Annotated in this window: 22 protein-coding genes and 1 other annotated feature; of the genes, 14 read left to right on the top strand and 8 right to left on the bottom strand. The window is 31.1% G+C overall.

From position 1 onward, the window contains the following. Positions 1–255: 255 nt before the first annotated feature. Positions 256–1008, bottom strand: a complete 753-nt coding sequence (locus BN2665_RS01590) for a hypothetical protein (RefSeq protein WP_055665363.1) — start codon at positions 1006–1008, stop codon at positions 256–258. Between the two features lie 217 nt (positions 1009–1225). Between BN2665_RS01590 and BN2665_RS01585 the strand changes: the two genes are divergently transcribed. After that, the gene (locus BN2665_RS01585) at positions 1226–1612 is read left to right on the top strand and encodes a YkvA family protein (RefSeq protein WP_242865881.1); all 387 of its coding nucleotides are present in this window, start codon (positions 1226–1228) and stop codon (positions 1610–1612) included. A gap of 105 nt (positions 1613–1717) precedes the next feature. Here BN2665_RS01585 and BN2665_RS01580 read toward each other — a convergent pair whose 3' ends face one another. Further along, positions 1718–2716, bottom strand: coding sequence for a M42 family metallopeptidase (locus tag BN2665_RS01580; RefSeq protein WP_055665362.1), 999 nt, complete (start codon positions 2714–2716; stop codon positions 1718–1720). A gap of 170 nt (positions 2717–2886) precedes the next feature. On the opposite strand from BN2665_RS01580, the gene BN2665_RS01575 reads away from it, so the two are divergent. The 9 genes from BN2665_RS01575 to BN2665_RS01540 all read left to right on the top strand — a co-directional run bounded on the left by BN2665_RS01575 (position 2887) and on the right by BN2665_RS01540 (position 12987). Beyond that, positions 2887–3372, top strand: a complete 486-nt coding sequence (locus BN2665_RS01575) for a hypothetical protein (protein ID WP_055665361.1) — start codon at positions 2887–2889, stop codon at positions 3370–3372. A 161-nt stretch (positions 3373–3533) separates the two neighbouring features. Further along, positions 3534–4622 carry a helix-turn-helix domain-containing protein gene (locus tag BN2665_RS01570; protein WP_055665360.1) on the top strand — a complete coding sequence of 363 codons (1089 nt, stop codon included), beginning with the start codon at positions 3534–3536 and terminating at the stop codon, positions 4620–4622. A gap of 87 nt (positions 4623–4709) precedes the next feature. Further along, positions 4710–4865 (top strand): hypothetical protein, encoded by a 156-nt coding sequence (locus BN2665_RS27260; protein ID WP_195892643.1) that lies wholly within the window; start codon positions 4710–4712, stop codon positions 4863–4865. A 142-nt stretch (positions 4866–5007) separates the two neighbouring features. After that, on the top strand, positions 5008–5301 hold the full coding sequence (locus tag BN2665_RS01565; RefSeq protein ID WP_055665359.1) for a nucleotidyltransferase family protein: 294 nt from the start codon (positions 5008–5010) through the stop codon (positions 5299–5301). Then, positions 5294–5689: a nucleotidyltransferase substrate binding protein gene (locus tag BN2665_RS01560; protein WP_082435756.1), complete on the top strand. Its 396-nt coding sequence runs from the start codon at positions 5294–5296 to the stop codon at positions 5687–5689. Before BN2665_RS01565 ends, BN2665_RS01560 begins: the two co-directional genes overlap by 8 nt. Before the next feature lie 40 nt (positions 5690–5729). Beyond that, positions 5730–6001, top strand: a binding site (T-box leader). Positions 6002–6067: 66 nt separating this feature from the next. Further along, a complete protein-coding gene (gene ileS, locus BN2665_RS01555; protein WP_055665357.1) occupies positions 6068–9181 on the top strand; it encodes an isoleucine--tRNA ligase in 3114 nt (1037 codons plus the stop codon). Positions 9182–10901: 1720 nt separating this feature from the next. Further along, positions 10902–11546, top strand: a complete 645-nt coding sequence (locus BN2665_RS01550) for a hypothetical protein (RefSeq protein ID WP_055665356.1) — start codon at positions 10902–10904, stop codon at positions 11544–11546. Between the two features lie 36 nt (positions 11547–11582). Then, positions 11583–12455 carry a hypothetical protein gene (locus BN2665_RS01545; protein WP_055665355.1) on the top strand — a complete coding sequence of 291 codons (873 nt, stop codon included), beginning with the start codon at positions 11583–11585 and terminating at the stop codon, positions 12453–12455. A gap of 70 nt (positions 12456–12525) precedes the next feature. After that, positions 12526–12987, top strand: coding sequence for a hypothetical protein (locus BN2665_RS01540; protein ID WP_055665354.1), 462 nt, complete (start codon positions 12526–12528; stop codon positions 12985–12987). Between the two features lie 181 nt (positions 12988–13168). Here the strand turns inward: BN2665_RS01540 and BN2665_RS01535 are convergent, their stop codons facing one another. From BN2665_RS01535 to BN2665_RS01510, 6 genes are all read right to left on the bottom strand, one after another. After that, positions 13169–13894 (bottom strand): hypothetical protein, encoded by a 726-nt coding sequence (locus BN2665_RS01535; protein WP_055665353.1) that lies wholly within the window; start codon positions 13892–13894, stop codon positions 13169–13171. Further along, complete coding sequence (locus tag BN2665_RS01530) at positions 13839–14606, bottom strand: CPBP family intramembrane glutamic endopeptidase (protein WP_055665352.1); 768 nt, start codon at positions 14604–14606, stop codon at positions 13839–13841. Before BN2665_RS01530 ends, BN2665_RS01535 begins: the two co-directional genes overlap by 56 nt. Positions 14607–14784: 178 nt before the next feature. Beyond that, positions 14785–15264, bottom strand: coding sequence for a GNAT family N-acetyltransferase (locus BN2665_RS01525; protein ID WP_055665351.1), 480 nt, complete (start codon positions 15262–15264; stop codon positions 14785–14787). A 286-nt stretch (positions 15265–15550) separates the two neighbouring features. Then, complete coding sequence (gene fmt / locus BN2665_RS01520) at positions 15551–16504, bottom strand: methionyl-tRNA formyltransferase (protein WP_055665350.1); 954 nt, start codon at positions 16502–16504, stop codon at positions 15551–15553. 225 nt (positions 16505–16729) lie between these two features. After that, on the bottom strand, positions 16730–17263 hold the full coding sequence (locus tag BN2665_RS01515; protein ID WP_055665349.1) for a hypothetical protein: 534 nt from the start codon (positions 17261–17263) through the stop codon (positions 16730–16732). Between the two features lie 39 nt (positions 17264–17302). Next, positions 17303–17830 (bottom strand): GNAT family N-acetyltransferase, encoded by a 528-nt coding sequence (locus BN2665_RS01510; RefSeq protein ID WP_055665348.1) that lies wholly within the window; start codon positions 17828–17830, stop codon positions 17303–17305. 395 nt (positions 17831–18225) lie between these two features. Between BN2665_RS01510 and BN2665_RS01505 the strand changes: the two genes are divergently transcribed. The 4 genes from BN2665_RS01505 to BN2665_RS01490 all read left to right on the top strand — a co-directional run bounded on the left by BN2665_RS01505 (position 18226) and on the right by BN2665_RS01490 (position 23403). Continuing rightward, positions 18226–20943 (top strand): sigma-54-dependent transcriptional regulator, encoded by a 2718-nt coding sequence (locus BN2665_RS01505; protein ID WP_055665347.1) that lies wholly within the window; start codon positions 18226–18228, stop codon positions 20941–20943. Between the two features lie 338 nt (positions 20944–21281). Continuing rightward, on the top strand, positions 21282–21590 hold the full coding sequence (locus tag BN2665_RS01500) for a PTS sugar transporter subunit IIB (RefSeq protein WP_055665346.1): 309 nt from the start codon (positions 21282–21284) through the stop codon (positions 21588–21590). A gap of 18 nt (positions 21591–21608) precedes the next feature. Beyond that, positions 21609–23018 carry a PTS sugar transporter subunit IIC gene (locus BN2665_RS01495; protein WP_055665345.1) on the top strand — a complete coding sequence of 470 codons (1410 nt, stop codon included), beginning with the start codon at positions 21609–21611 and terminating at the stop codon, positions 23016–23018. Positions 23019–23061: 43 nt separating this feature from the next. Further along, a complete protein-coding gene (locus BN2665_RS01490; protein ID WP_055665344.1) occupies positions 23062–23403 on the top strand; it encodes a PTS lactose/cellobiose transporter subunit IIA in 342 nt (113 codons plus the stop codon).

Genomic DNA, 23403 nt, shown 5'->3' with positions numbered 1-23403 from the left:
CATGAAATTTATATAATTTCAATAAGATAAATTTTGCTTACACATACTTAAATTGAGTAAAATGGAATTTAGTAAAGCTGTTTATTCCGTGGATAATTTAGCTATAGGTTGGGTTACATTGCACTTATATAGATCATCAGGATACCTAGCATTTCTACGTCTTTAGTCACTCTCATAGTATTTCTTCTTGAAATAAAATAAATTTTAACCTATGGATAGATTTCCATAGGTTAAAATTTATTTTTAATAGTTTAATTAGGCTATAGTATTAATTTGCTCATTAAACTTGTTAGTACTGCTTAAGTTATTGTTTCTATAATATTCAATGCTATGCAAAATTTGCTTGCGTTTAACCTTGGTTTTGGCATCCTTTAATGCCTCTCCAAATTTTTCTTCAATAGACTCCATATTATTCTGAAGCTTAGTAGCAGCTTCTTTTTTATCAGTGGGATTAATACCTCTTTTTTCATCTGCTCTTATTTCGCCATTTAAGACTTTTATTTTACTTGATACTTCTTTTCTTTGACGAGATAAAAGTTTAGCTTTTCTTAGTGTAGTAGAAGATTCTAAGAGGTTTTCCATAGAGGCATCACTTAAATTATTATGGGAAGAGTCTTCATCGTAGGTATTTTGAAGATTTTCTTTTTTGCCTTCTTTGTTTTTAGTACCCATTTTTTTCTGTTGTTCTTCTAGTTGAAGCTTAGTTATTTGCTTGTCGATTTCTTTCATTTGTTTGTCGATTTCTTCAAGCTTTTCTTTTATCGACGCAGGATCGGTATTTCTCTTAGCTGCTCTATCTAAAATAGTCTGTTTATTTTCCATTAATTTTTCTTTTTGCTTCATTAAGTTTTCCAATAAATTATTTTTCTTTAGTTGTACTCCCGAATTTATACTTTTATTTTTGTTCATATGGTGATTGACTTCATTTTTAATATTTTTATTATTATTAGATACATAGCTTAAAGATGTTAAGGATGTTCGGAAATATGGAGAAGAAAGAACTTGCATAATCACACCTCCTTATATATTTTTTTGTAACTATGATATATTCTTACAAGTAATATATCGTAGTTTATTGAATAAAGTAGATATGTATTCTGAATTTTGTATTTAACATAAATAATGTGTAATAGAGCAAATATAAAAACCATATATTATTTATCCTTTATTTATGCTAAAATTGGAATATTACCATATTAAAACACATGAAAGAAAGGGTACTATAGTGAGTAAGAATTATAAAGAAATAATAAAGCAGAAAATTGAATACTTTAAAAGAGAGCTTAAAGCTATATATTTAGCATATAAAAGCCCAGATATGCCGGTACCTGCCAAGATATTAGCAGCTATTGTCATAGCTTATGCATTGAGTCCAATAGATTTAATTCCTGATTTTATACCTATATTAGGATACTTAGATGACCTTATACTTATACCCTTGGGTGTAACCTTGGTAGTGAAGCTTGTACCTTTAGAGTTAATGGAGAAATGCAGGCTGGAAGCAGATGCTCAAAAGGATAAAGATAATCCGAGAAGCATTATCGGTGGGGTGGTTATTACCGCTATATGGGTTTTAATAATAGCCTTTATATTATATAGGTTTTTAAAATAGTTAAATTTTATCGTATATGAGTTTATAAAAACAAAGGCTTTATCCCTGTGTTTTTACAGCACAAGGATAAAGTCTTTTAATATTTATTTACTATTCTACTATGGATTATTCAAATTTAAACTCTCTATTTACATAGTTAGTCAATAATTCTATGCAAGCTTCTGTATCTTTCTTATTTACGAAGCAGTTTGGTCCATGTACATATCTTGTAGCTACGGATATACCAGAAGCTCTTACTCCGTAGTAAGACTTGTTTATAGCTCCAACGTCAGTACCGCCAGCGTCAATAATGTCTCTTTGGTACTTGATATTATTCTCTTCAGCACATTTAATCATTTCTTCCACTAGGTACTCATCGCAAAGTACAGAAGCATCTGAAATTTTAATTGCAGCCCCTCCGCCTAGAGCATTGCTTCCTTCACCAGAATTAGGGAAGTCATGAGCTACAGTAACATCTAAGGCTATTCCTAAATCAGGCTTTATTCTTTCCGCAGCAACGGTAGCACCTCTAAGCCCTACCTCCTCTTGAACAGTAAATACAAAATAAACATCATTATAAGGCTTTTCTAATTTCTTTAAAGCTTCTATAGCTATGTAGCAGCCTATTCTGTCGTCTAAAGCTTTAGCTATAAAGTTATCATCCTGAAGCTCTAAATATTCGCCATCATAGCAAGCCACGTCTCCAACCTTTACACATTTCTCTGCTGCTTCTTTGGATTGAGCTCCTATATCTATATATAATTTTTTTATGTCATTTTTTATGTCGTCAATTTTAACACTGCACCATACTACTCCAGGAGTTCCGTTTCTAAATTTAACTCTGTTCATCACAGTAGCAGTTACAGGAATTCCACCTATGGCCCTAACTCTAATTAGCCCTTTATCATCGATTTTCATAACTTGGAAGCCTATCTCATCCATGTGAGCAGCAGCCATTACTTTTTTCTTATTTTCTCCTACACCTTTTTTATAAACAATTAGGTTTCCAAGGGCATCTACAGTTATATCGTCGGCATAGTCCTTTACAGTAGTTTTTATTAGTTCTCTTACTTCTCTCTCATATCCACTTACCCCGAAGGTTTGTGTAAGTTCTTTTATTAGCATGATTAGTCCTCCTCTTTAATAGGATTTTTAAAATGTATAAATTTACTCAACATAAATATATTATCATTAATTAGCTCTTTATGTAAACGGTGTAATAAGCATTTATTCAATAATTACATAACAGAAACTATACAAGATTTATGACGTATTAATATGAAAGGAGGTTTGTTATGGAAAAAAATAAATCAATAGCTAAAAATAAATTTATTTTAATAGGATTACTTATAATAATACTGATTTTCATGTATGAAAGTACTCAAATAAACCTTCCATTATCGGCTCCAAACTTAATAGTTAAAGTTAATGGCAAAAAGTTTGAGGCTACTAAAAATGAATATAATTGGTCTAGCTTTAAAAACTCAAATTCTAATCTAGGATATAGAGTAGTTGAAGTAGCTAAAAAAATAAAACCATATAAAGTACCAGGAGAGGGCCATTTGAAGTTAATGTTATCTTCAAATAAAAACATAAAAAATTTCAATGTAAAGCAAGTCTTAGGAACAGATAAAGAAAACTATGTTCTTAAAGATATTGATTTGACTAATGATAGTATCAGAGTTCCCAAAGAAGCAGGCGAATACACTTATTTTATTTATGCGGGTTGGGACGAAGATCATTTTGTGGAATATATAGTTAAAGTTGTTGTAGAAGAATAACTGTGATTGGAGCATTCTCATTTTTCTTAATGATTAAAGCAATTTATATATGAAATTAACCATAGGTTAATTATCTTCCATCATAATCAACTACCCGTCCATTGGTAAGGGAAAGGTGTTACTGTATACTAAATATATAATTTAGTTTAGGAGTGATTGCTTTGAATAAATTAATCATAGGAGAAGTTATATATAGATTAAGAAAAGAAAAATCCATAACTCAGGAACAGTTAGCAAGCTTTATAGGAGTTTCTACAGCAGCTGTCTCAAAATGGGAAAGCGGAGCTTCTTATCCAGATATCACTTTGTTACCTGTGCTGGCTACCTTTTTTAATGTGACTATAGATAAGCTTTTAAATTTTAAAATTGATATATCTAAAGAAGAAGTGATAGAAATATTTAAGGAATGTGAAGCAGCTTTTAGCAGCAATGAGAATTTTAATGCCGCTGTAGAATTAAGTGAGGATTATATGAAAAAATATCCTTCCAGCTATCTTTTAAAGTTTAGAATAGCTTATTTATTTTTCGCCTATTCTTGGAAAGGTGGCGATGAAGAAAAGTATAATAATATGATAAAATATTCTATAGAGCTTTTGGAAGAAGTAGTGGCAAATTCAATGGATGTAGAATTGGTGGAACCATCATTATTTCAATTAGGAGCGCTTTATTCAGATTTAGAGGAATATGATAAAGCTGTAGAAGTACTAAACAAAATGCATAGGAGTCACTGTGATCCTAATGATATATTGTCTAGTGTATATATTAGGCAAGGTAAGCTTAAAGAAGCAAGAAGAATACTTCAAAGTAAATTATACAAGAGTATTCATGATATATCCCTTACTTGCATGTCTCTTGCTGGTTCCTACAGAAAATATGAAAAAGATTTTGATATAGCAGAAAGGTATTCTCAATTGCCTATTAAATTTAAGCAAGCAACAGCTCTAAATTTATTCATGGAGTACTATAATCTAGCTGAAATATATATACAGAAAAATGATAAGCGTAAAGCTATTGAAATGTTGAAGCTTATGCTAGGGGAGATAAAAAAACAGGACATTAATAAGGCTTCGCAGATTAATAATATATGGTGCTTTAATGACATGGAAGTGGGAGAACGCTCACTTACTATGAATTTATATGAAAATATAAGCAAAATGCTTGAAGATCCTAGCCTTGACCCTATAAGGGAGCATGAGGAGTTTACTGATATAGTAGAAGAGGTAAGAACTTTAAAAGATAGGGCTATGTAGTCTCTTTTTACCATGCATATTGATAAATAATATGCAAATGCTATAACTGTATAAATATATGTTTACAGTATGAAAGGAGTCCTTCTTATGAATAGAAATAAGAAAACCAAAAATGTTAAAGTAAATAAAGCTATTGACAATATGGGAGATAGTGCAACCATAGATGCACTAAATGCTTCACTTACTAATAATAGTGATTATAAGCTTAATACTAATATTAATGGATCTACAACAAATAAATAAAAGCAAAGAGACTATACTAGAAGCAGCTAAATAATCTCATGTTACAAGGGAAGGCATTTTTGTTTTCCCTTAATTTTATAACAATTTTGTGTTATAATAAAGGATATAAAGGTTAATACTTCTTGGTATGGGAGATATAATAATGTTGGATGATAAATTAAAATTTCAATTGCAACAAATCTTTGATAAGTATTCACAAATTGAAAAGGTAGTATTATTTGGTTCTAGAGCTAGAGGCGATAATAAATATAATTCAGATGTAGATCTATGCATATTTGGTGAGGAGATTACTCATCGAGTTTTAGCGAAAATTAGTATGGATATAAATGAAGTAACTACTCCCTTGAGTTTTGATATATTATCTTTTAATGAAATAAGCAAGAAAGAGCTGATAAATAATATATTAGAGGAAGGGGTAATCATATATAATGGGTAAAAAATTAAATGAAAGAATTAAAGATTTTACTAATGCCTTAAGTAGATTACAGGAAGCCTTAGAAAAGGATATTTCTGATGATATAATAGTGGACGGAATTATTCAAAGGTTTGAATTTACCTTTGAACAAAGCTGGAAGGCTATGAAGTTATATTTAGAGGATCAGGGAGTTTTAGATGAGGCTTTAGCACCTAGAAGTACTATTAAAACTGCCTTTATGCATAGAGTGATTTCTGATGGGGACATTTGGATTGAAATGATGTTAGATAGGAATAGAACTTCACATATGTACGATGAAGATGCAGCTAAGGAGATAGTTAAGAGAATTAAGGAAACCTACATTAAGGAATTTAGTAGCTTAAAAAACTTTTTAGAGAGTAATTTTTGAAATTGACAATATTCTTTAGTTATAATATAATCAAAGGTAATTAAAAACTGTGAATAGGAAAAGTATTTAAGTTTAAGCCTTTCAGAGAGTGGCGGTAGGTGCGAAGCCATAGGGAGAATTTAAAGAAAATCACCTAGGAGTTGGCAGCTGAAATATGCTATTAAAGTAAGTGAGCCCGTAGTTCTGCGTTAAGGAATAGAGCATAATAATGTGCTTGAAATAAGCTGCCTATGTAAGTGTAATATGTATTTAAAATTTAAATAGGGCAGTATAACCTTTAGGTGGTATAGCGAATACAACTTCGTCCTGCGGGATGGAGTTTTTTTATTTGAAGCACATAATAGCACATAATATTGAATATGGAAAGGGGAAAGAAATATGTACAAAAAAATTGACTCTTCAAGGAGCTTTGTAGATATAGAAAAAGATATATTAAAGCTTTGGGAAGAAAAAGATGTTGTTCAAAAGAATTTTGATTTAAATCCAGATGCAGAATATTTTACTTTTTATGATGGACCGCCAACGGCTAATGGTAAGCCACATATAGGCCACGTTTTAACAAGAGTTATGAAGGATCTTATCCCAAGATATAAAGTAATGAAAGGCTATAAGGTTTTAAGAAAAGCTGGTTGGGATACTCATGGGCTTCCAGTAGAGCTTGAAATCGAAAAGAAGCTTGGTATCTCAGGAAAGCAAGAGATAGAAAAGTATGGAGTAGAAGATTTCATAAAGCAATGTAAGGAAAGCGTATTTACCTATTCAAGCATGTGGAAGGATATGTCTGAAAAAATAGGCTTCTGGGTAGACATGGATAATCCTTATGTTACTTACCATAACAACTATATAGAGTCTGTATGGTGGGCATTAAAACAAATGTGGGATAAAAACCTATTATACAAAGGACATAAGGTTCTACCTTACTGCCCAAGATGTGGAACAGGTCTATCTTCTCACGAAGTAGCTCAAGGCTATAAGGATGTAAAGGAATCTACAGCTTTTGTTAAGTTTAAAGTAAAGGGAGAAGAAAACAAGTTCATATTAGCTTGGACAACAACTCCTTGGACACTACCTTCTAACGTAGCGTTAACCATAAATAAAAAATATGATTATGCAGAAATCAAGGTTGGAGAAGAGACTTATATATTAGCAAAGGAGCTAATAGGAAAAGCTCTTGGAGAAGTAGAATATGAAGTAGTTAAGGAATTTAAGGGAGAAGCTATATTAGGCTTAGAGTATGAACAATTATTTAAGTTCTATACACCAGAAGAAAAGGCCTTCATAGTAATCCATGGAGACTTCGTTACCCTAACAGATGGTACAGGTATAGTTCATACAGCACCAGCTTATGGTGAAGATGATAACCTAGTGTGCAAACAATATAATCTTCCATTAATAAACCTAGTAGATGCAGAAGGTAAATTTGTTGACTGCGTAGAGCCTTGGGCAGGGGTTTCCGTTAAAAAGGCAGACCCCAAGATCCTTGAGTACATGCAAGAAAACAATATGCTATATAAATCGGAGAAGTTTACACACTCCTATCCACACTGTTGGAGATGTGATACACCATTATTATACTATCCAAGGGAAAGCTGGTTTGTAAGAATGACTTCTCTAAGAGATAAGCTTTTAGAGAACAATAACAATATAAACTGGTATCCTGACAACGTGAGAACGGGTAGAATGGGTAAATTCTTAGAAGGTGTAATCGACTGGGGTATATCCAGAGACAGATACTGGGGAACACCACTGCCAATATGGGAATGCGATTGCGGTCATAGAGAGTGCATAGGCAGTGTTGAAGAATTAAAGAATAAAGGAATCAATGTGCCAGAAGGCATAGAACTTCATAAACCATATATAGATAATGTGCATTTAAAATGTGAAAAGTGCGGTAAGGAAATGAAGAGAACTGCAGAGGTTATAGACTGCTGGTTCGACTCAGGCTCCATGCCTTTTGCTCAATATCACTATCCCTTTGAAAATAAGGAAATATTTGAAGCTAACTTCCCAGCGCAGTTTATTTCAGAGGCTGTAGACCAAACAAGAGGATGGTTCTATACATTACTTGCTATATCTACATCTATATTTGATAAGAAGCCTTTTGAAAACTGCGTAGTGCTAGGACACGTTTTAGATAAGCAAGGAATTAAGATGTCAAAGCATAAAGGAAACGTAGTAGACCCAATCGATGTTATAGAAACTCAAGGAGCAGATTCTACAAGATGGCATTTCTACACTGCTAGTGCACCATGGCTTCCAACAAGATTCTCAAAGGATGACGTGGCAGAGGCTCAAAGAAAGTTCCTAAGCACTTTATGGAATGTGTACTCCTTCTATGTGCTATATGCTGAGATAGATCAGTTTGATGCTACAAAATATGCTGATTTTACTTCAGACAATGTAATGGATAAGTGGATAATATCAAAATTAAACACTTTAGTTAAATCCGTAGATGAGGATTTAGAAAACTATAGAATAACTCAAGCTGCATTATCTATAGAAGAGTTTGTAGATGAGCTTTCTAACTGGTATGTAAGAAGAAACAGAGCAAGATACTGGAGTGAAGAATTAACTGATGATAAGATAGGAGCTTATGTAACATTATATAAAGTATTAGTGACTATATGCAAAGTAGCAGCGCCATTTGTTCCATTTATCACAGAAGAAATATATCAAAATCTAGTGGTTAATCTAGATCAAAAAGCTGAAGAGAGCTTACACCTATGCTCATGGCCAGAGTACAGAGAAGACTTAGTTAACAAAGAGCTAGAAGAAGAAATGGAAATGGCTTATAGAATAGTTAAGTTAGGAAGAAGTGCTAGAAATGGAGCTAATATAAAGAACAGACAGCCACTTTCTAAAATGCTTATGAGCGCTAAGTCTCTTCCAGAGTATTATGGAGACATAATAAGAGATGAATTAAATATCAAGGAAGTAGAATTTGGAGCAGACCTTTCAAAATATGTTAACTTTGAAATAAAACCAAATCTACCTGTGCTAGGCAAAGCGTATGGTAAGATGATACCTGGCATAAGAAAAGAAATAGCTGCTAGAAACCAAATGGAGCTTGCTCAAACTATCCAAAAGGGTAATACTGTAACTATAAATGTAGATGGTACAGAAATAGAGCTAAACAGCGAAAACTTACTTGTGACAATGCAAGGATTAGAAGGTTATGCTTTTGCTGGTGAAGGTGAAGTAGGAGTAGTACTAGATACAACTATCACAGAAGCTCTAAAAGAAGAAGGTCACTTAAGAGAAATCATAAGCAAGATCCAAAACATGAGAAAGGAAAGCGGTTTTGAAGTAGCAGATAAGATTAACCTATATGTAGCTAACAATGATATGCTAGTAGAAGTAGTTAAGAAATTTGCTGAGGTAATTAAGAAAGAAACCTTAACCTTAGAAATAGTTTATAATGGTGAATTTAGCTATACAGAATGCAATATAAACGGAGAAAAGTTTGATATTGCTGTAGAAGTGGTTAAATAAGATTATTATATAATACTGCTGAATAAATAGAAGCTGAGTTAAAACGGAGATTTAAGTTCTGTTTTAACCTAGCTTTTTCTGTTTAAAAAGTGAAAGGTAATTTTATCGTAATTTTATGAGATTATTTCAATTTACATATTATTGACAAAAAGGAATAGAACATATAATATGTAAATATAAAGAAAAAATATAAATATAGAAACTGCCCAAATTCGGATCTAATCTCTTAAATTTTACGCTCTATAAAAGATTATGTTGTAGAACTACTTAAGAAGAGTTATTGAAAAGAAACAATACTATATAAAATCAGTTGATTATTAAGATCATTCTAATAACTACAGCTATAAGATTATAAAAATTATAAGCTATGATAATAAGCAAATTTAATTGTATGTTTGTTATAGGAAAGAAAAAATCACATCAAGACATAACTATTATGCTAAAGTATATGATTTTTAAAAAGTTAGAATGATATTTAAATATAATATTTATATACGTATGCACGTTAGAGATACAGATATACTTAACTGTATTTAGAGCCATGCCCATAAAAATATAATTAGGAAAAATATTGAACATGGTCTATTCAAAGATGAATAATGATTCATGATTACTAATTTATCATTAAAGTATAGTTCGTAAGAAATAAAAAGTTATATTACTCTTGTTACTAGTAAGCATCCATGTATTAAATTTTTAAGTATGATAACCTATGAAACTGGACAAGTAATGCTGCAGAAAATAAAAGGTATGATACTAAAGTATCTCTAGAGTTTCTTAAAGAGATAGAGAATATCTACGCTATTATGCTATTGGATAACTCACGAATTTACCATGCTAAACAATCGAATAGATCTTAGAGTATATTCTTATGTTAAATTTAGTATTTTCCCCATTATCAATTTTATAGACAGTTTATTGATATAACTTAAGTATAAGCTGTTATAATTACTTTTACCCTGCTGTTAAAGAAATAAAATTTACTGTTGAGAAATCTATCTAGATAAAAAGTTATTAATAGACTTTGTATTAGATTATAAATCCTTTTTTGCTATTCATATAGATAATTAGAGTCTAAAGATAAAAATACATAATTTAAAAAATTTTTTAATTAAGTACTACAGTTTTAGTCATAGATTGGATTAAGGTTAATATGTATATACATATATTAATAAGCCTATAAATAATTTAGTTAGCTTGGAATGATACCTTGACAAGAATATACTAGAAGCGTAGTAGTATGCAATTCAAAAAATAAATACTATACCTAACTTATAAGGGATGCAAATGTTTTTAGAGGGCGTAGAAGATACAGAGAGCTTATTTATTATTACGCGAAACACTAAAATGCTTAGGGTGATTTTTATATTTGTACTTTTCTTTTATATTTATTACATACTTGAAAGTTAGTGCAGAAACTTCTAAATTTTTAAGTAAAATTTATCAAAATTAAATTATGAGATAATTTAAGCTCATAAATAGGCTAGTCTTATAATTATTTTTGAAAATTTGATTTAAATATAATATAAAACTCATCTTCGATAAATGATTTTTATATTTATGACATTTAAATATTAATAAACTTTACTGCATAAAGTTAAAAATGCATAAAGCTAGTTCTATTTTTACTTACTTAGCGAAATATGAAGTAAAATGTTTATAAAAGTTATTTATCTATTTATAAAATTAATAATTAAATCTTAGGAGGGTGAATTATTTAATGTTTAAAAAGCATATGTTTGTAAGTTTGTTAAGTATTGTTATAATATTTTCTCAGCTTGGCCTCGTTGCTAAAGCGTATGAAGGATTTTCTGTATATGATAAGTATTTTTTCTACTCAGGAGCTCAAGCTACTAAAGCAAAAGAGTGTTTTGATTATGTTGGATACAATACTCCAATACCAAGTGATGAGCCTTTTACAAAAGCTAACTTAATGGAACATATACCATCCCTTCATTGTTTCTATTATAGTGGACATGGTTCACAACCTACAACTGTAACTAGTAAAATCTTTACAGGATATAATGGAACTGAAGCAGCAATTACTGATGCTGAAATTAAAGCAAAAGCTTATGGATATTACAAGTTTGTATTTATTGATGCATGTAGTGTAGGAGCTAATAAATATATGGCTTCTGCTTTTGGTATAACAAATGATGACGGTTTAAATCATGCGTTTTTAGGATGGACAACAGCTATTTACGATACCCCATCACAATACAAGTTTACACAGTCAGTTCTTGAAAATCTAACAATATACAATAAAAATTTAAATGATAGTGTTTGGGCAGCATATACTGAATCAGGATGCTCAAACTATAAAATATATGGAAAGTGGAATATGACTATGTCACCACATAATTAAGTATTTGATCAATGTGTGTTAGAAAGGAGAATTAAATTGATAATTAATAAAAAACAAATTTGTTTTATGGCTTCCGTAATATTTATATGCATAGTTTTTTTCGTAAACACAGCTAGTACTAGACAAAATGTTAATGCAAAAGAGAATAGCGAAATTTCAATAAAATTAGCCAAAGAAAAGGTTAGCAAATTTTTGGCATATGTAAAACCAGTTGAAAAACCAGGAGATTTTAATGGTGATTTTGAAAATATAATTAGTAAGAATGACTCATATTGGAAAAATAAAAAGAATTTAATGACTAATGATGAAATAAGTATTGAAACAGATGAAAGTGGTGACGTAATTACTTTTATTAATAAGCTTAAAACAGCTCAACAAGAAATTAAGAATAAAAGTAAAATTGTAGATAAAGAGTTATTGCTGAAAAGAGCTGAATATATTAGTGAGCAGTTTAGCAAAGAAGAAAAAAGTCTAATTACATCGGAAGATCAGTTTAATGGATACAAAATATTTAAATGGGCTAGAACTTATAAGGGGTATAAATATGACACTGATTTTATTACTGTAGCATTAGATCCTTCTACTGGGGAAGTAGCTGCAGCTAGCAAAAGATTTGTATCAACTAAACCTGACATTCAAGTTAATTTAAATGAAGAAAAAGCAAAGGAGATTGCAATTTATGAAATTGAAAATATTTCAGAGTTTAAGGTAGGGAATATTAAGGATATAAATATGTTACTAGTTAATCCGAATTATAGATGGACTAACAAGGCTACAATAGAATTTAATCCTAATGCAAGGCTAGCTTATGCAATTACTTTTGAGAGATTAAGTCCATTAATCGGAGAGGTTATCATGTGGATAGATTCGTTGAATGGAGAAATGTTAGGGGGAGTGGTGTCCAAGTAAAAAATATTTTAATTTGCTTAAAAAATTGCTAAGTATTGGTGAAAGTATTTAATCTCATCAAGGAGGAAATGTGAAAATTAAAAAATTATTAAAAGTATTACTATTTATTGTTGCAGCTATAGTTATAATAAAGATTATGATTTATTATAGGATACCTAGTCCAAAAGAAATTTATGTGTATCGCAATGGATATAAAGTAGTAGTTGAAAAAAACAGTCCTAAGTTTAATGAAGTTGTAAGATATACTCGTCAAAGATATAAATTATTTAAATATAGGGGAAAAGGTGCAGTAGAGGATAATATTAAAGAACAAGAGTTGGTATTAGAGTTTATCTATGATAAGAAGTATAGAATAGCTAGAAATGATTTTGTAAAAATATTATTCCCATTAAAGACTAAATTAGAGTCATCAAATTATAATGAAGAAATGTATTTTGCTAATGAACTTAATAGTAATTATTACGTGGGAGGAATTGGTCCTTTAAAGCATTCTAATAAGCTTATAGATGTGCTTATAAATATAAGTGAGTAAAAGTATGTAGTAGGCAAGCAATCATTGTGATTGCTTGTCTTAATTTTTTACCTCTAAATATTGAAAATATACAGATTCTCATTAATAGATTGCCTGTATGCTTAAGCTATATATGTAGGCTCAAATTCTTATTCAATATTTCTTTCTAGAATGCATTGGTATAGTAGTCTATCATTTCGAATTATAACTTTCCAATTCCATTTTGTAGCGTCTGATATATTAGACTTCCCCATGAGTTATTAGTTAATTTTCTAGGCATGGTCATAGCATAAGCTAACAGAAGGCTTGTTAGTGTACCTATAAGACTAAATTCATAAGCTCTTCCCTCAATGAATGTTCTTATTGAATAATGAATGATAAAATTATATAAATAAAAAACTATAGGAGCTAAAGAAAACCATGGATTTAAAGTCTTTGGAAGAAGATCATCAATTTTTTTAATAATTACAACATAATAAAATCCTTCGATTATACCCCAAGTTAGAAAAGTTAACATTATCCCAATTAAATTAAATGGGAAGGATAGATTTAATGAGTATAGAACAGTGGTATGAGTTCTCATGGGAAAGTAAACTAATCCTCCAGCATCAATTGACTTTAATAAAATCATTATTACTATAAAACTTAATGTAAATAGTATCGATTTTTTTATATTATCTTTTTTTATACCATAATCAGAAAAACTCTCTTTTCTTATAAACATAACTACAAAAGCCCCAAGGCCTGCAGCGCAAAATTCTATTATTGATAAGAGAACTACTGAAATAAAATTCGAATTAGCATTAATATAATTACCAAATAAAATGAACAGCGGAAGTGATAGTGGTAAAAATATGAAAATCAAACCTAAATCAATTGCTATACTCAATTTCTGATTTTTCTTTTTTGGTTGTGTATTGATTAACATAATGCCCCTCCTTTTTCTCTTGTTTAAACTTTATAAATATATAAATGCTAATTACTAATAAGGCTAAGCTTACTACTAAGCCCCCTTCAGGTACCTTATATGTTCCAGATAGTAAACCTTCTTTTATATTAAAACTAATAGATACATTATTATCTAAAAATAAAATGTGTTGTGTTAAATTCCAAGTTAGATGGAATCCTACTGCCATCATTAATGACTCAGTTTTAATTACTATGAAGGAAAGCAGCATACCTACAATACTTGCATTTATAAGCCCTATCCAAAAATAATAGTTTGACGAATAAGCAAAAAGATGTAGACCTCCAAAAATCAATGAAGATATAATTATAGATTTTATCACATTGAATCTCTTAAGCAATTTTTGTAATATATACCCTCTAAAAAGTGATTCTTCAAATAGAGCTACCGCTAAACATCCTATACCATTAATTAAAAACAACAATAAGGAATTTTTTAAAGCATTAGTGTGATAGTTATATGTACCTTCACCAAATAGATAAACAATTACTGTATAAATTAGGAATCCAATAGTACCTAGGACAAAACCTTCCGTAAACAACCTTACCGCTCTTTTATCGAATTGAATTAAAAAATCTTTTAGACCTTCTTTATGCACTATCTTTCTTATTAGAAGAATAATTGCAAATAATATAAAATTAGAAATCCCTGTTATAATGGAATCTGAATACATTAATTTAATCCCCCCAATATATTTACTTTCATTTAATAATGACAATATTATTTTGAAAAATTATTTATAGTCATCTAAGTATTCTTCTTGTCACAGAAAATCTATGATATAAACAGATTAGAATAAATAATAGTCAACTTATAAGAAAAATGTGTCTTACAATATAGAGATGTTTCCCTTATCTTCTGGAATTAAGCATTTTTGCAACATAATATCCATGTACCGGCTTTCCTATAAATTCCTTAATTAAACTTTCACCTCTCATAATAGCTGGACACATACAATAATTAAGTGCATGCCACATAGGAATAGCCTCTATTTTATCATCACTACTCCATGCACGAATCTGATTGTATCCGTAATTCTTTGCCCACTCTTCTGTCAATTTAATAAGCTTTGTAGCGATACCTTGACGACGATAGGCTTTATCAACTTCAATATCATCAATATATGCATCATAGTAACATTCTAACGGCTCAGGATAATAAAGTGGATAAGTTGAAATAAATCCTATGGGGTCATTATCACATAGCGCAGCAATAGAATAACAACCTTCACCATAATGTAGACAGTTAAATTCTTTTACCCAATTGCCATACTTTGCAATTATTTTTTTCTCAATCTCTTGATTAATTTCTTTATAAATAATTTCAGGCATATAATCCTCCAAACTTTACGAGAGGGTTAAAATATAGTCGCCCTCCTTATGATTATGACATCTTTTAATGTGTTTTTCATATGATATTACCTCTTCATGAATTCTTATCCATTATATTTGTCGAAATAATATTAGTGAATTCTCATTAATTTTAAAGTTACGTTTATCATATTTCCAGAAAGTATTTTTATAATAAAAGTTTCCATGCTTTGTTGCGTTAAATAAGAATATTACGAACCAATAATCATAATATCGTAGTCCTATATAGACTATTAATCAATTATGATTATGATAATACAATGCCTTTTTCTATTTTATTTCCTTTTAAAAATTCTTTTACCTCAAGAGGTTTCCCCCCTGGAAACTGTAATATTTCTATAATCAGAATACCGTTATTGGTGGCGACTGTAATTCCTTCATTATTTGCATCTATTATATAACCAGGTGGTTTAATAATATTTGCCTCTAATGACTTGGATTTGAATATTTTAATTGGAATATCTTTATAATAAGTATGAGCAGTTGGCCATGAGTTTATATTTTTATATGGCCAAGAACTCAATCCTCTTATTAAATTATGTATGTTAATACTACTGTCATTCCAATTAATCTTTGCCATTTGCTTGTTTAACATCTGTACATAAGAACTTCCATCACTCTGTTGTTTTACCCCACAAATTTTACCTGTGATAATTCCATTTATTGTTTCCTCTAACAGTTCAGCACCGTTTATTTTTAATAATTTGTACAGTTCTCCTGCTGTCATAGATTCAGATATGTCAAACTCACTTCTCATAAGCATATCACCCGTATCTATGCCAGTATCCATTAGTATAGTTGTATTTCCAGTTGTTATTTCCCCATTTATTAAACTCCAATTTATTGGTGATGACCCCCTATACATTGGGAGGAGAGATGCATGTAGATTAATACATCCGAGTCTTGGTATGTCAAGTATATGCTTAGTTATGATTTGACCATATGCTACAACAATAATAAAATCAGGTTTTATTTCTTTTAATTTATCAATAATTACAGAGTCTGTTTTTATTTTTTCGGGCTGAAAAATTGGAATTTGATTCGATAGTCCGACCTCTTTGATTGGTGAAATTGCTACCTTTTTCCCTCTTCCACTTGGTTTATCAGGTTGTGTTACAATCGCACTTACATTATATTTCTCTATCATTTTCTTCAATGAGGGAACTGCAAAATCAGGAGTTCCCATAAAAACTATTTTCATTATTGATACCTCCTTTTGATACTACAAAATATATTTTGTAGTTATTCATTAGTTACACAATATATTACAATTACGTTTCATAAAAACCAGATCTAAAAATTTTTAAGCCTTTTACAACCTATATGCGTAAAAATTCCCCATGCAGTTCCTTTTCACATAGGTATAATATAATGACTTTGAGTATTAAACAAAGCTAAGTGCTAACAAGTATAATTTTACTATTTTTCACTGCCTAGCATCTGATGTAATGATAAACCCATATTCACACTCATTATCTCCCCAGCTGCAAATAATCTTAAAGCCTCTTATTGTATTTCCTGGTTCATAATCTTTGCTGTTTGAACTTAACATTGCTGCCATATGCACATCAAGTTTGAAGGTTACCTTTTCGTCAATCAGTTTAACTGGTATTTCATTTATTTCCTTTTCTGTGTACTTAGGAATACCATTTTCTTTTAAAATATAATCCTTTAATACTAATTTATCTGGCTTAATCCCTTTAAAATCGATTTGAATAGTCTTTCTTAATTGAATGTATGGAACTTTTATGCCAGAGTCTTTTTTGATAATTGTTTGAAAAGTGTCTTCCCTATCATAAATAGAGCCATTCCACTGATTTAAGCCAACAACATAAGGAATTTCTTTATCTTCTGATGTAATTAGAATTTTAGGTGGAGCAGCTGTTTTCTTATTATAGCTACATGACGTGAAAGTAAGCATTATTAGTAGGGCGAAAATAAACCAATAGCATTTTCTCAATACATATACCCCCTATTAAGAAAAAATATTTTATTTCTTCTATCTAGTTATGTAAAGCGAGTATTTATTATGCAAGTATACTTTATTTCTAAAAAGTTCAACCTTAGAGCCTGATAAAACAAAACCAAGTTTTTCTACAAGGCGCATTGATCTTTGATTATAAATATAAATACATGCGATTATCTCCTTTATGTTCATTTCAGCTATGGCGAATGCTATGATTTCTTTCATCGCTTCTTGTATATAACCATTTCCCCAAAACTCTTCTTTGAGATCATAGCCAATTTCAACTTTACAATCTGTTCGATTCCAGCAATGAAATCCACATGTACCCATTTTCATCTCATCTGATTTTCGCACGATAACCCAACGATGTTGCAATTGTGGCTTAGGCTGTGTATAAAATGTAATAATTTCATCTGCACCATTGATATCGGTTAATGGTTCTGCATCGAATAAGTATTTATTTACTACCTCGTCAGAAAACTGGCTAAATATAAAATCCCTATGGCTAATTTCTATATTTTTTAAAAATAATCTATCTGTTTCTAAATTGTAAAATAGCATAAGACCTCTCCCTCGAATATAATTTTAATACCATGGTAGGGTTACCTTCCTTTATTAATCCTAGCATTTTCACATACCTTGCATTTACAAAAGATCAACGGACATGATGTTGCCGCTGAGGTCCCTAAGAACATTATTCTCATTCAAGCACACACACTTTCTATTCTAAAATTTCTGCAGCATACTGTTGTATAATAATATCTAAATTATACTATATTTTCCTGTGAATTCTCAATCCATTCTTAAAGGCTATTTTATATAATTGTTAAATTTTTCCACAATAGATTCTGTTAAAAAAGTAGCTTTCTCTTTTCTTGCTTGCTTTACTTAAATATATTATATTCTATAATTTGGCATATAATTATAATGAAGAGGTTTCTAAGGGGTGAGAAATAATGAAGAGGTCTGAGGATATCGTCTATGAATATCTCAAGAAGTGCTGTGAAAATCAAAAGATTAATGGTGAGGAAATGGGTTGTTCCACAAAAGAGATTGCAGATGGGTTAGAGCTTCAGAGGACTAATGTGAGCACTATATTAAATAGACTCTGTGAGGAAGAACGAATAATAAAATTAAAGAGCAAACCTGTACTATACAGCATTATAGATGGGAAGGAATCACAGGAGAAAGTGAATATGAATTTTGATATGCTAATAGGAAGCAGCAGGAGTTTAAAAAAGAGCATACAACAGGCTAAGGCAGCAATTTTATATCCACCTAAGGGACTTCACACCCTTCTTTTAGGGCCTACTGGCGTTGGTAAAACCATGTTTGCTGAGCTTATGTACAAATTTGCAGTTGAAAAACAGATGTTTTCTAGCAGTGCACCTTTTATTCATTTTAATTGCGCTGATTATGCTAATAATTCACAATTGCTTCTAGCTCATCTCTTTGGATGTAAAAAAGGAGCTTTCACAGGAGCGGATAGGGATAGACTAGGTATGGTAGACAAAGCCGATGGAGGAATTCTTTTTTTAGATGAAGTACATAGACTGCCTCCAGAAGGGCAAGAAATGCTTTTTATGCTTATCGATAAAGGAATTTATACTCCTTTAGGAGATATTGATAATAAAAAGAACTGTGAAATAATGATAATATGTGCTACTACTGAGGATGCAGATAGTTCATTATTAAATACCTTTACTCGAAGGATTCCTATGACCATAAGTATACCTTCATTAAAAGAAAGAAGCTTGGAGGAAAGGTTTGAGCTCATTGGTGAGTTTTTTAAAATAGAGTCAAGAAGGATAGGCAGAGAAATAATAGTATCCACTAATACTTTGAGGAGCCTTCTTCTTTATAACTGTCTTGGAAATATAGGACAGCTTAGGAGTGATATTCAATTAGGCTGTGCTAATGCTTTTTTAAAGTGCATATCCAAGGGAGAGAAGAAGATAAGGGTTTATAGTACGGATTTTTCAAACTCCGTTAAACAGGGATTGATTCTATATAAAAATTACGGACAAGTTGTTGATAAATTGGTTAAAGAGGACATGAAAATGAGCTTTACACCTAAAGGAGGACGGCTTCAAGCAGCCTATGATGACTATTCTCTTCCTAATAGCTTCTATGATGACATAGAAAAAAGGATTCAAGAGCTTCAAGAGCGGGGAATAGAGGAAGAAGAGATAAATTTTATAATGTTTTTTGATATAGAAAACTATTTTAAAAAATATATAAGAAAATTTGAAAAGGGTGTTAAAAAAGAAGAGCTGTCAAAGATTGTGGATAATAAAATTATAACCCTTGTAGAGAATTATTTAGAAATGGCCTCTGATAGATTAAAAAAGATCTTTTCTACTAAGGTGTTTTATGGGCTTTGCCTTCATATAAGCTCCAGCATAGAGAGAATAAGGCTAAACAAAAATATAATAAATCATAATCTTAAAGATATAATAGATAGACACCCTGATGAATATGCTATAGCTCTTCACTTTTCAAGCACTTTAGAAAAGGAGTTTAATATAAGGATACCCTTAGACGAAGTTGGCTTTATTGCTATGTTCTTATGTGTAGATGAGCCTAAGGAAGAAGGACTAAATCATAAGCCTGTGGTGGTAATCGCCATGCATGGCAAAAGCACTGCTTCCTCCATGGCAGAGGTGGCTAATAAGCTGGTAGGAGGAGAAAATGTATACGGCTACGACATGCCTTTGGATAAAAGTCCTAAAGTAGCCTATGAAGAGATAAAAGAAGTCATATTAAAATATAATCAAGGAGCGGGAGTGCTGTTATTAGTGGACATGGGATCTTTGGGTATGTTTGGAGAGCTCATAAGTGAAGAGACAGGAATAGAAATAAGGGTTATTGATATGGTTACTACGGTGATAGCCATTGAGTGCGCTAGAAAGGCTCTTACAGAAAAGAATATTCATGAAATATGGGAAGAAACTAAAAACTCTCTAGGATTTCTAAACACTTACACTGCTAGCATGGCACAAACCTATATACCTAATAAGGATAATATAATAATAACCCTTTGTACTACAGGTGAGGGCAGCGCTATAAAGCTTAAGAATATGATAGAGCAAAGGATTAATTTATCAGAAAAGGATATACAAGTTATACCCATGGCTATAAGTGATAAACAGCATATGTATAACAGTATAAATAAATTAAATAAGGATAAAAAGCTTTTAGCTATTGTAGGAACTATAAACCCCAATATTTATGGAGTGCCTTTTATATCCACCTCAGAACTGTTTATGGATAACAACTATGGAAGACTTAAAGAAATAGTTGATAATACGGAGACTTTAGAAAGATTCTATAATAGTATTTTTGAAGCTCTAGCAATGGAAATTACAGAGCTAGATATAAGCAGATTTAAACCACAGTGCATAAAATTTATAGATACTATTCAAGGATGCATAGAAAAAAAGTTAGATAAGGACAAGGTTGTTGGAATAATACTGCATTTAGCCTGTGCTATAACAAGACTTCTAAGTAGAAATAATCCTCCAGTATGCTATATGAAAGATAAAATAATTGCAGATTATACAGAGGAATTTATGTGTATAAAGAAGGGATTAAAGATTTTTGAAGATAGTTACAATATAGGCTTTTCCGAGGATGAGGCTTGTTTTATAGTTATGATAATATTGAGTCTTTAACTATAGGGAAACAAAGGTGAAACTTAACTTATGTATGTTCCAAAATGGCAACTTTAAGCCATTATGGCGTATGCATAAGCTAATAGTTGAACTTGTATCCCTATATAATGTCCATAGAAATTATTATAAATACTTGTGAAGATAATATAATTCTATTAATGTGTATAAATTGGATATTAAATCTAATCCATAGCGGTGATAGTGTATAAAAATAGTATATATATGTATAAAAATAAGGGGCAGAAAGAGGATTGCCCTTATTTTTATATTATTATGAAAATTGGCATGGATAATGCTATATACATAAGTGTATGTAAAAAAATAAAGGGGGGTTAGTAATGAAAATTTTACTTGTATGTGCAGCAGGTATGTCTACCAGTCTTATTGTAGAAAAGATGAAAAAATCTTTAAAACCTGAGGAAGCTGACAGCGCCATTGTAGCTGTACCCGTAGAGGAATTTGAAAGTCTAGTAAAGGATTATGATGTGGTGTTACTGGGGCCTCAAATTAGATATAAGAAGGTTGAATTTGAGGCTATAGCTAAAAAGCATAATATACCTTTAGATGTTATTAACACTATGGATTACGGTCTAGTAAAAGGAGACAAGATATTAGACCATGCCAGAAAACTGTATAATTCCAGATAATTATGAGGGGGAGTATTCATGAGTTCAAAGGTTTCTTTTTATGAAAAGTTTAGTCTTTTTCTAGAAGAAAAGCTTATGCCCATAGCAAGTAAAATTGCTAATCAAAGACACCTTAAGGCAGTGAGAGACGGTATGATAAGTATAGTTCCGCTTACTATAGTTGGGGGATTATCTTTAATCCTTGCTTTTCCTCCTATAGATCCAGAGAGAACACAAGGCACTAATTTTTTTCTTAAAGCTATGCTGGGATGGCATAAATGGGCACAGAACAATTTTTCAGAGATAATGATGCCTTTTAACATGACCATGGCTATAATGTCCTTATTTGTGGCCATTGCCATAGGCTATAGTCTTTCTAAATCCTATAATATAAATCCCCTATCTGGTGCAATTTTATCTGGAACAACCTTCTTATTAGTATCAGCGCCAGCACAGAACTCAGTGGCTTTATCTAAAATAAAAGAGGGGATGGACTTAAAGGCAATTCAAGCTCTAGGGGAAGGGGTATTACCTAGCTCCTACCTAGATGCTAAAGGCTTGTTTACCGCAATTATAATAGGTTTATTATCCATAGAAGTTATGAGATTTTTAAAAGAGAAGAATTTTACTATAAAAATGCCTGATGGAGTTCCACCAGCAGTAGCTTCCTCTTTTGAAGCTTTGGTTCCATTAATAGTAAATGTAATTCTTTTTTATGCCATAAGCTTAATTTTCCAAAAATCCTTCCATATGATAATACCTGAAGCTATAATGAAGGCCTTAACTCCTGCTATGAATGCAGTGGATAGCGCCTTGGCTGTCTTCCTAATATCATGTTTATCACAATTACTATGGTTTGTAGGGCTACATGGAGCAGCTATAACAGGAGCTATAAGAGATCCTTTTGTAAATGCAAATTTAATGCTTAATGCTAATGAAAAATTAGCAGGTACCCCTATGACCCACGTATTTACAGGACCTTTCTGGTCTTACTTCATAGTTATAGGAGGATCAGGAGCTACTTTAGCACTAGTATTCTTAATGCTTAAGAGCAGGTCCTCACATTTAAAATCCGTAGGTAAGGTTGCTTTGCTACCTGCTTTATTTAATATAAATGAACCTATAATATTTGGTGCTCCAATGGTTTTAAACCCCATATTCGCAATTCCCTTTATATTTATACAAGGAATAAATGGTGTGCTAGCTTATTATGTAGTTAAACTTGGCATCGTCGGAAAAGCCTTTATAAATACACCTTGGACAACGCCTGCACCCATAGGAGCCTTTTTATCAACTATGGATTGGAAAGCTTTAGTTCTAGTTATAGCTCTTGCAGTATTAGATGGATTCTTGTTCTATCCATTCTATAGGGTGTATGAAAAGGCTATGATCAAGCAGCAAGAAGCTTCTCAAGAAACGGCTATAGATAATTCAACTAAATCCATGTAATAGCCTTAAGATAAATTATTTTAGACCAAGGAGGTAGGCGCACATGCAGTTTACAGAAGAGATTATATTTCAATTAATAAGCTTTTCCGGATCAGCTAGAAGTTATGTTTTCGAAGCCTTAAAAAATGCTAAGGAAGGTAATTATACAAAAAGCGAAGAGAATCTAGCTGCTGCAAAGAAAGAGCTTTTAGAAGCTCATAAAATTCAAACTAACCTGATTCAAGAAGAGGCAGCAGGAAATTCCATGGAGGTAAAGCTTCTTATGGTACATGCGCAGGACCATTTAATGACCTCTATTTTAGCAAAGGATTTAATCTTTCAGATGGTGGAAATGCAGAGAGAGATAAATGTATTAAAGGAAAAGCTAGAGGAAGGAGCTAAATAG

The sequence above is a fragment of the Desnuesiella massiliensis genome, assembly GCF_001403615.1.
GTDB lineage: Bacteria > Bacillota > Clostridia > Clostridiales > Clostridiaceae > Desnuesiella > Desnuesiella massiliensis.
This window is presented reverse-complemented; position numbering and strand designations above follow the sequence as displayed.

Excerpts from the sequence above, each read along its gene's own strand:
- BN2665_RS01590 (WP_055665363.1), bottom strand. The coding sequence starts at position 1,008 with ATGCAAGTTCTTTCTTCTCCATATTTCCGAACATCCTTAACATCTTTA.
- BN2665_RS01580 (WP_055665362.1), bottom strand. The coding sequence starts at position 2,716 with ATGCTAATAAAAGAACTTACACAAACCTTCGGGGTAAGTGGATATGAG.
- BN2665_RS01575 (WP_055665361.1), top strand. The coding sequence starts at position 2,887 with ATGGAAAAAAATAAATCAATAGCTAAAAATAAATTTATTTTAATAGGA.
- BN2665_RS27260 (WP_195892643.1), top strand. The coding sequence starts at position 4,710 with ATGAATAGAAATAAGAAAACCAAAAATGTTAAAGTAAATAAAGCTATT.
- BN2665_RS01565 (WP_055665359.1), top strand. The coding sequence starts at position 5,008 with ATGTTGGATGATAAATTAAAATTTCAATTGCAACAAATCTTTGATAAG.
- BN2665_RS01560 (WP_082435756.1), top strand. The coding sequence starts at position 5,294 with ATGGGTAAAAAATTAAATGAAAGAATTAAAGATTTTACTAATGCCTTA.
- ileS (WP_055665357.1), top strand. The coding sequence starts at position 6,068 with ATGTACAAAAAAATTGACTCTTCAAGGAGCTTTGTAGATATAGAAAAA.
- BN2665_RS01550 (WP_055665356.1), top strand. The coding sequence starts at position 10,902 with ATGTTTAAAAAGCATATGTTTGTAAGTTTGTTAAGTATTGTTATAATA.
- BN2665_RS01535 (WP_055665353.1), bottom strand. The coding sequence starts at position 13,894 with ATGTTAATCAATACACAACCAAAAAAGAAAAATCAGAAATTGAGTATA.
- BN2665_RS01530 (WP_055665352.1), bottom strand. The coding sequence starts at position 14,606 with ATGTATTCAGATTCCATTATAACAGGGATTTCTAATTTTATATTATTT.
- BN2665_RS01525 (WP_055665351.1), bottom strand. The coding sequence starts at position 15,264 with ATGCCTGAAATTATTTATAAAGAAATTAATCAAGAGATTGAGAAAAAA.
- fmt (WP_055665350.1), bottom strand. The coding sequence starts at position 16,504 with ATGAAAATAGTTTTTATGGGAACTCCTGATTTTGCAGTTCCCTCATTG.
- BN2665_RS01510 (WP_055665348.1), bottom strand. The coding sequence starts at position 17,830 with ATGCTATTTTACAATTTAGAAACAGATAGATTATTTTTAAAAAATATA.
- BN2665_RS01505 (WP_055665347.1), top strand. The coding sequence starts at position 18,226 with ATGAAGAGGTCTGAGGATATCGTCTATGAATATCTCAAGAAGTGCTGT.
- BN2665_RS01500 (WP_055665346.1), top strand. The coding sequence starts at position 21,282 with ATGAAAATTTTACTTGTATGTGCAGCAGGTATGTCTACCAGTCTTATT.
- BN2665_RS01495 (WP_055665345.1), top strand. The coding sequence starts at position 21,609 with ATGAGTTCAAAGGTTTCTTTTTATGAAAAGTTTAGTCTTTTTCTAGAA.
- BN2665_RS01490 (WP_055665344.1), top strand. The coding sequence starts at position 23,062 with ATGCAGTTTACAGAAGAGATTATATTTCAATTAATAAGCTTTTCCGGA.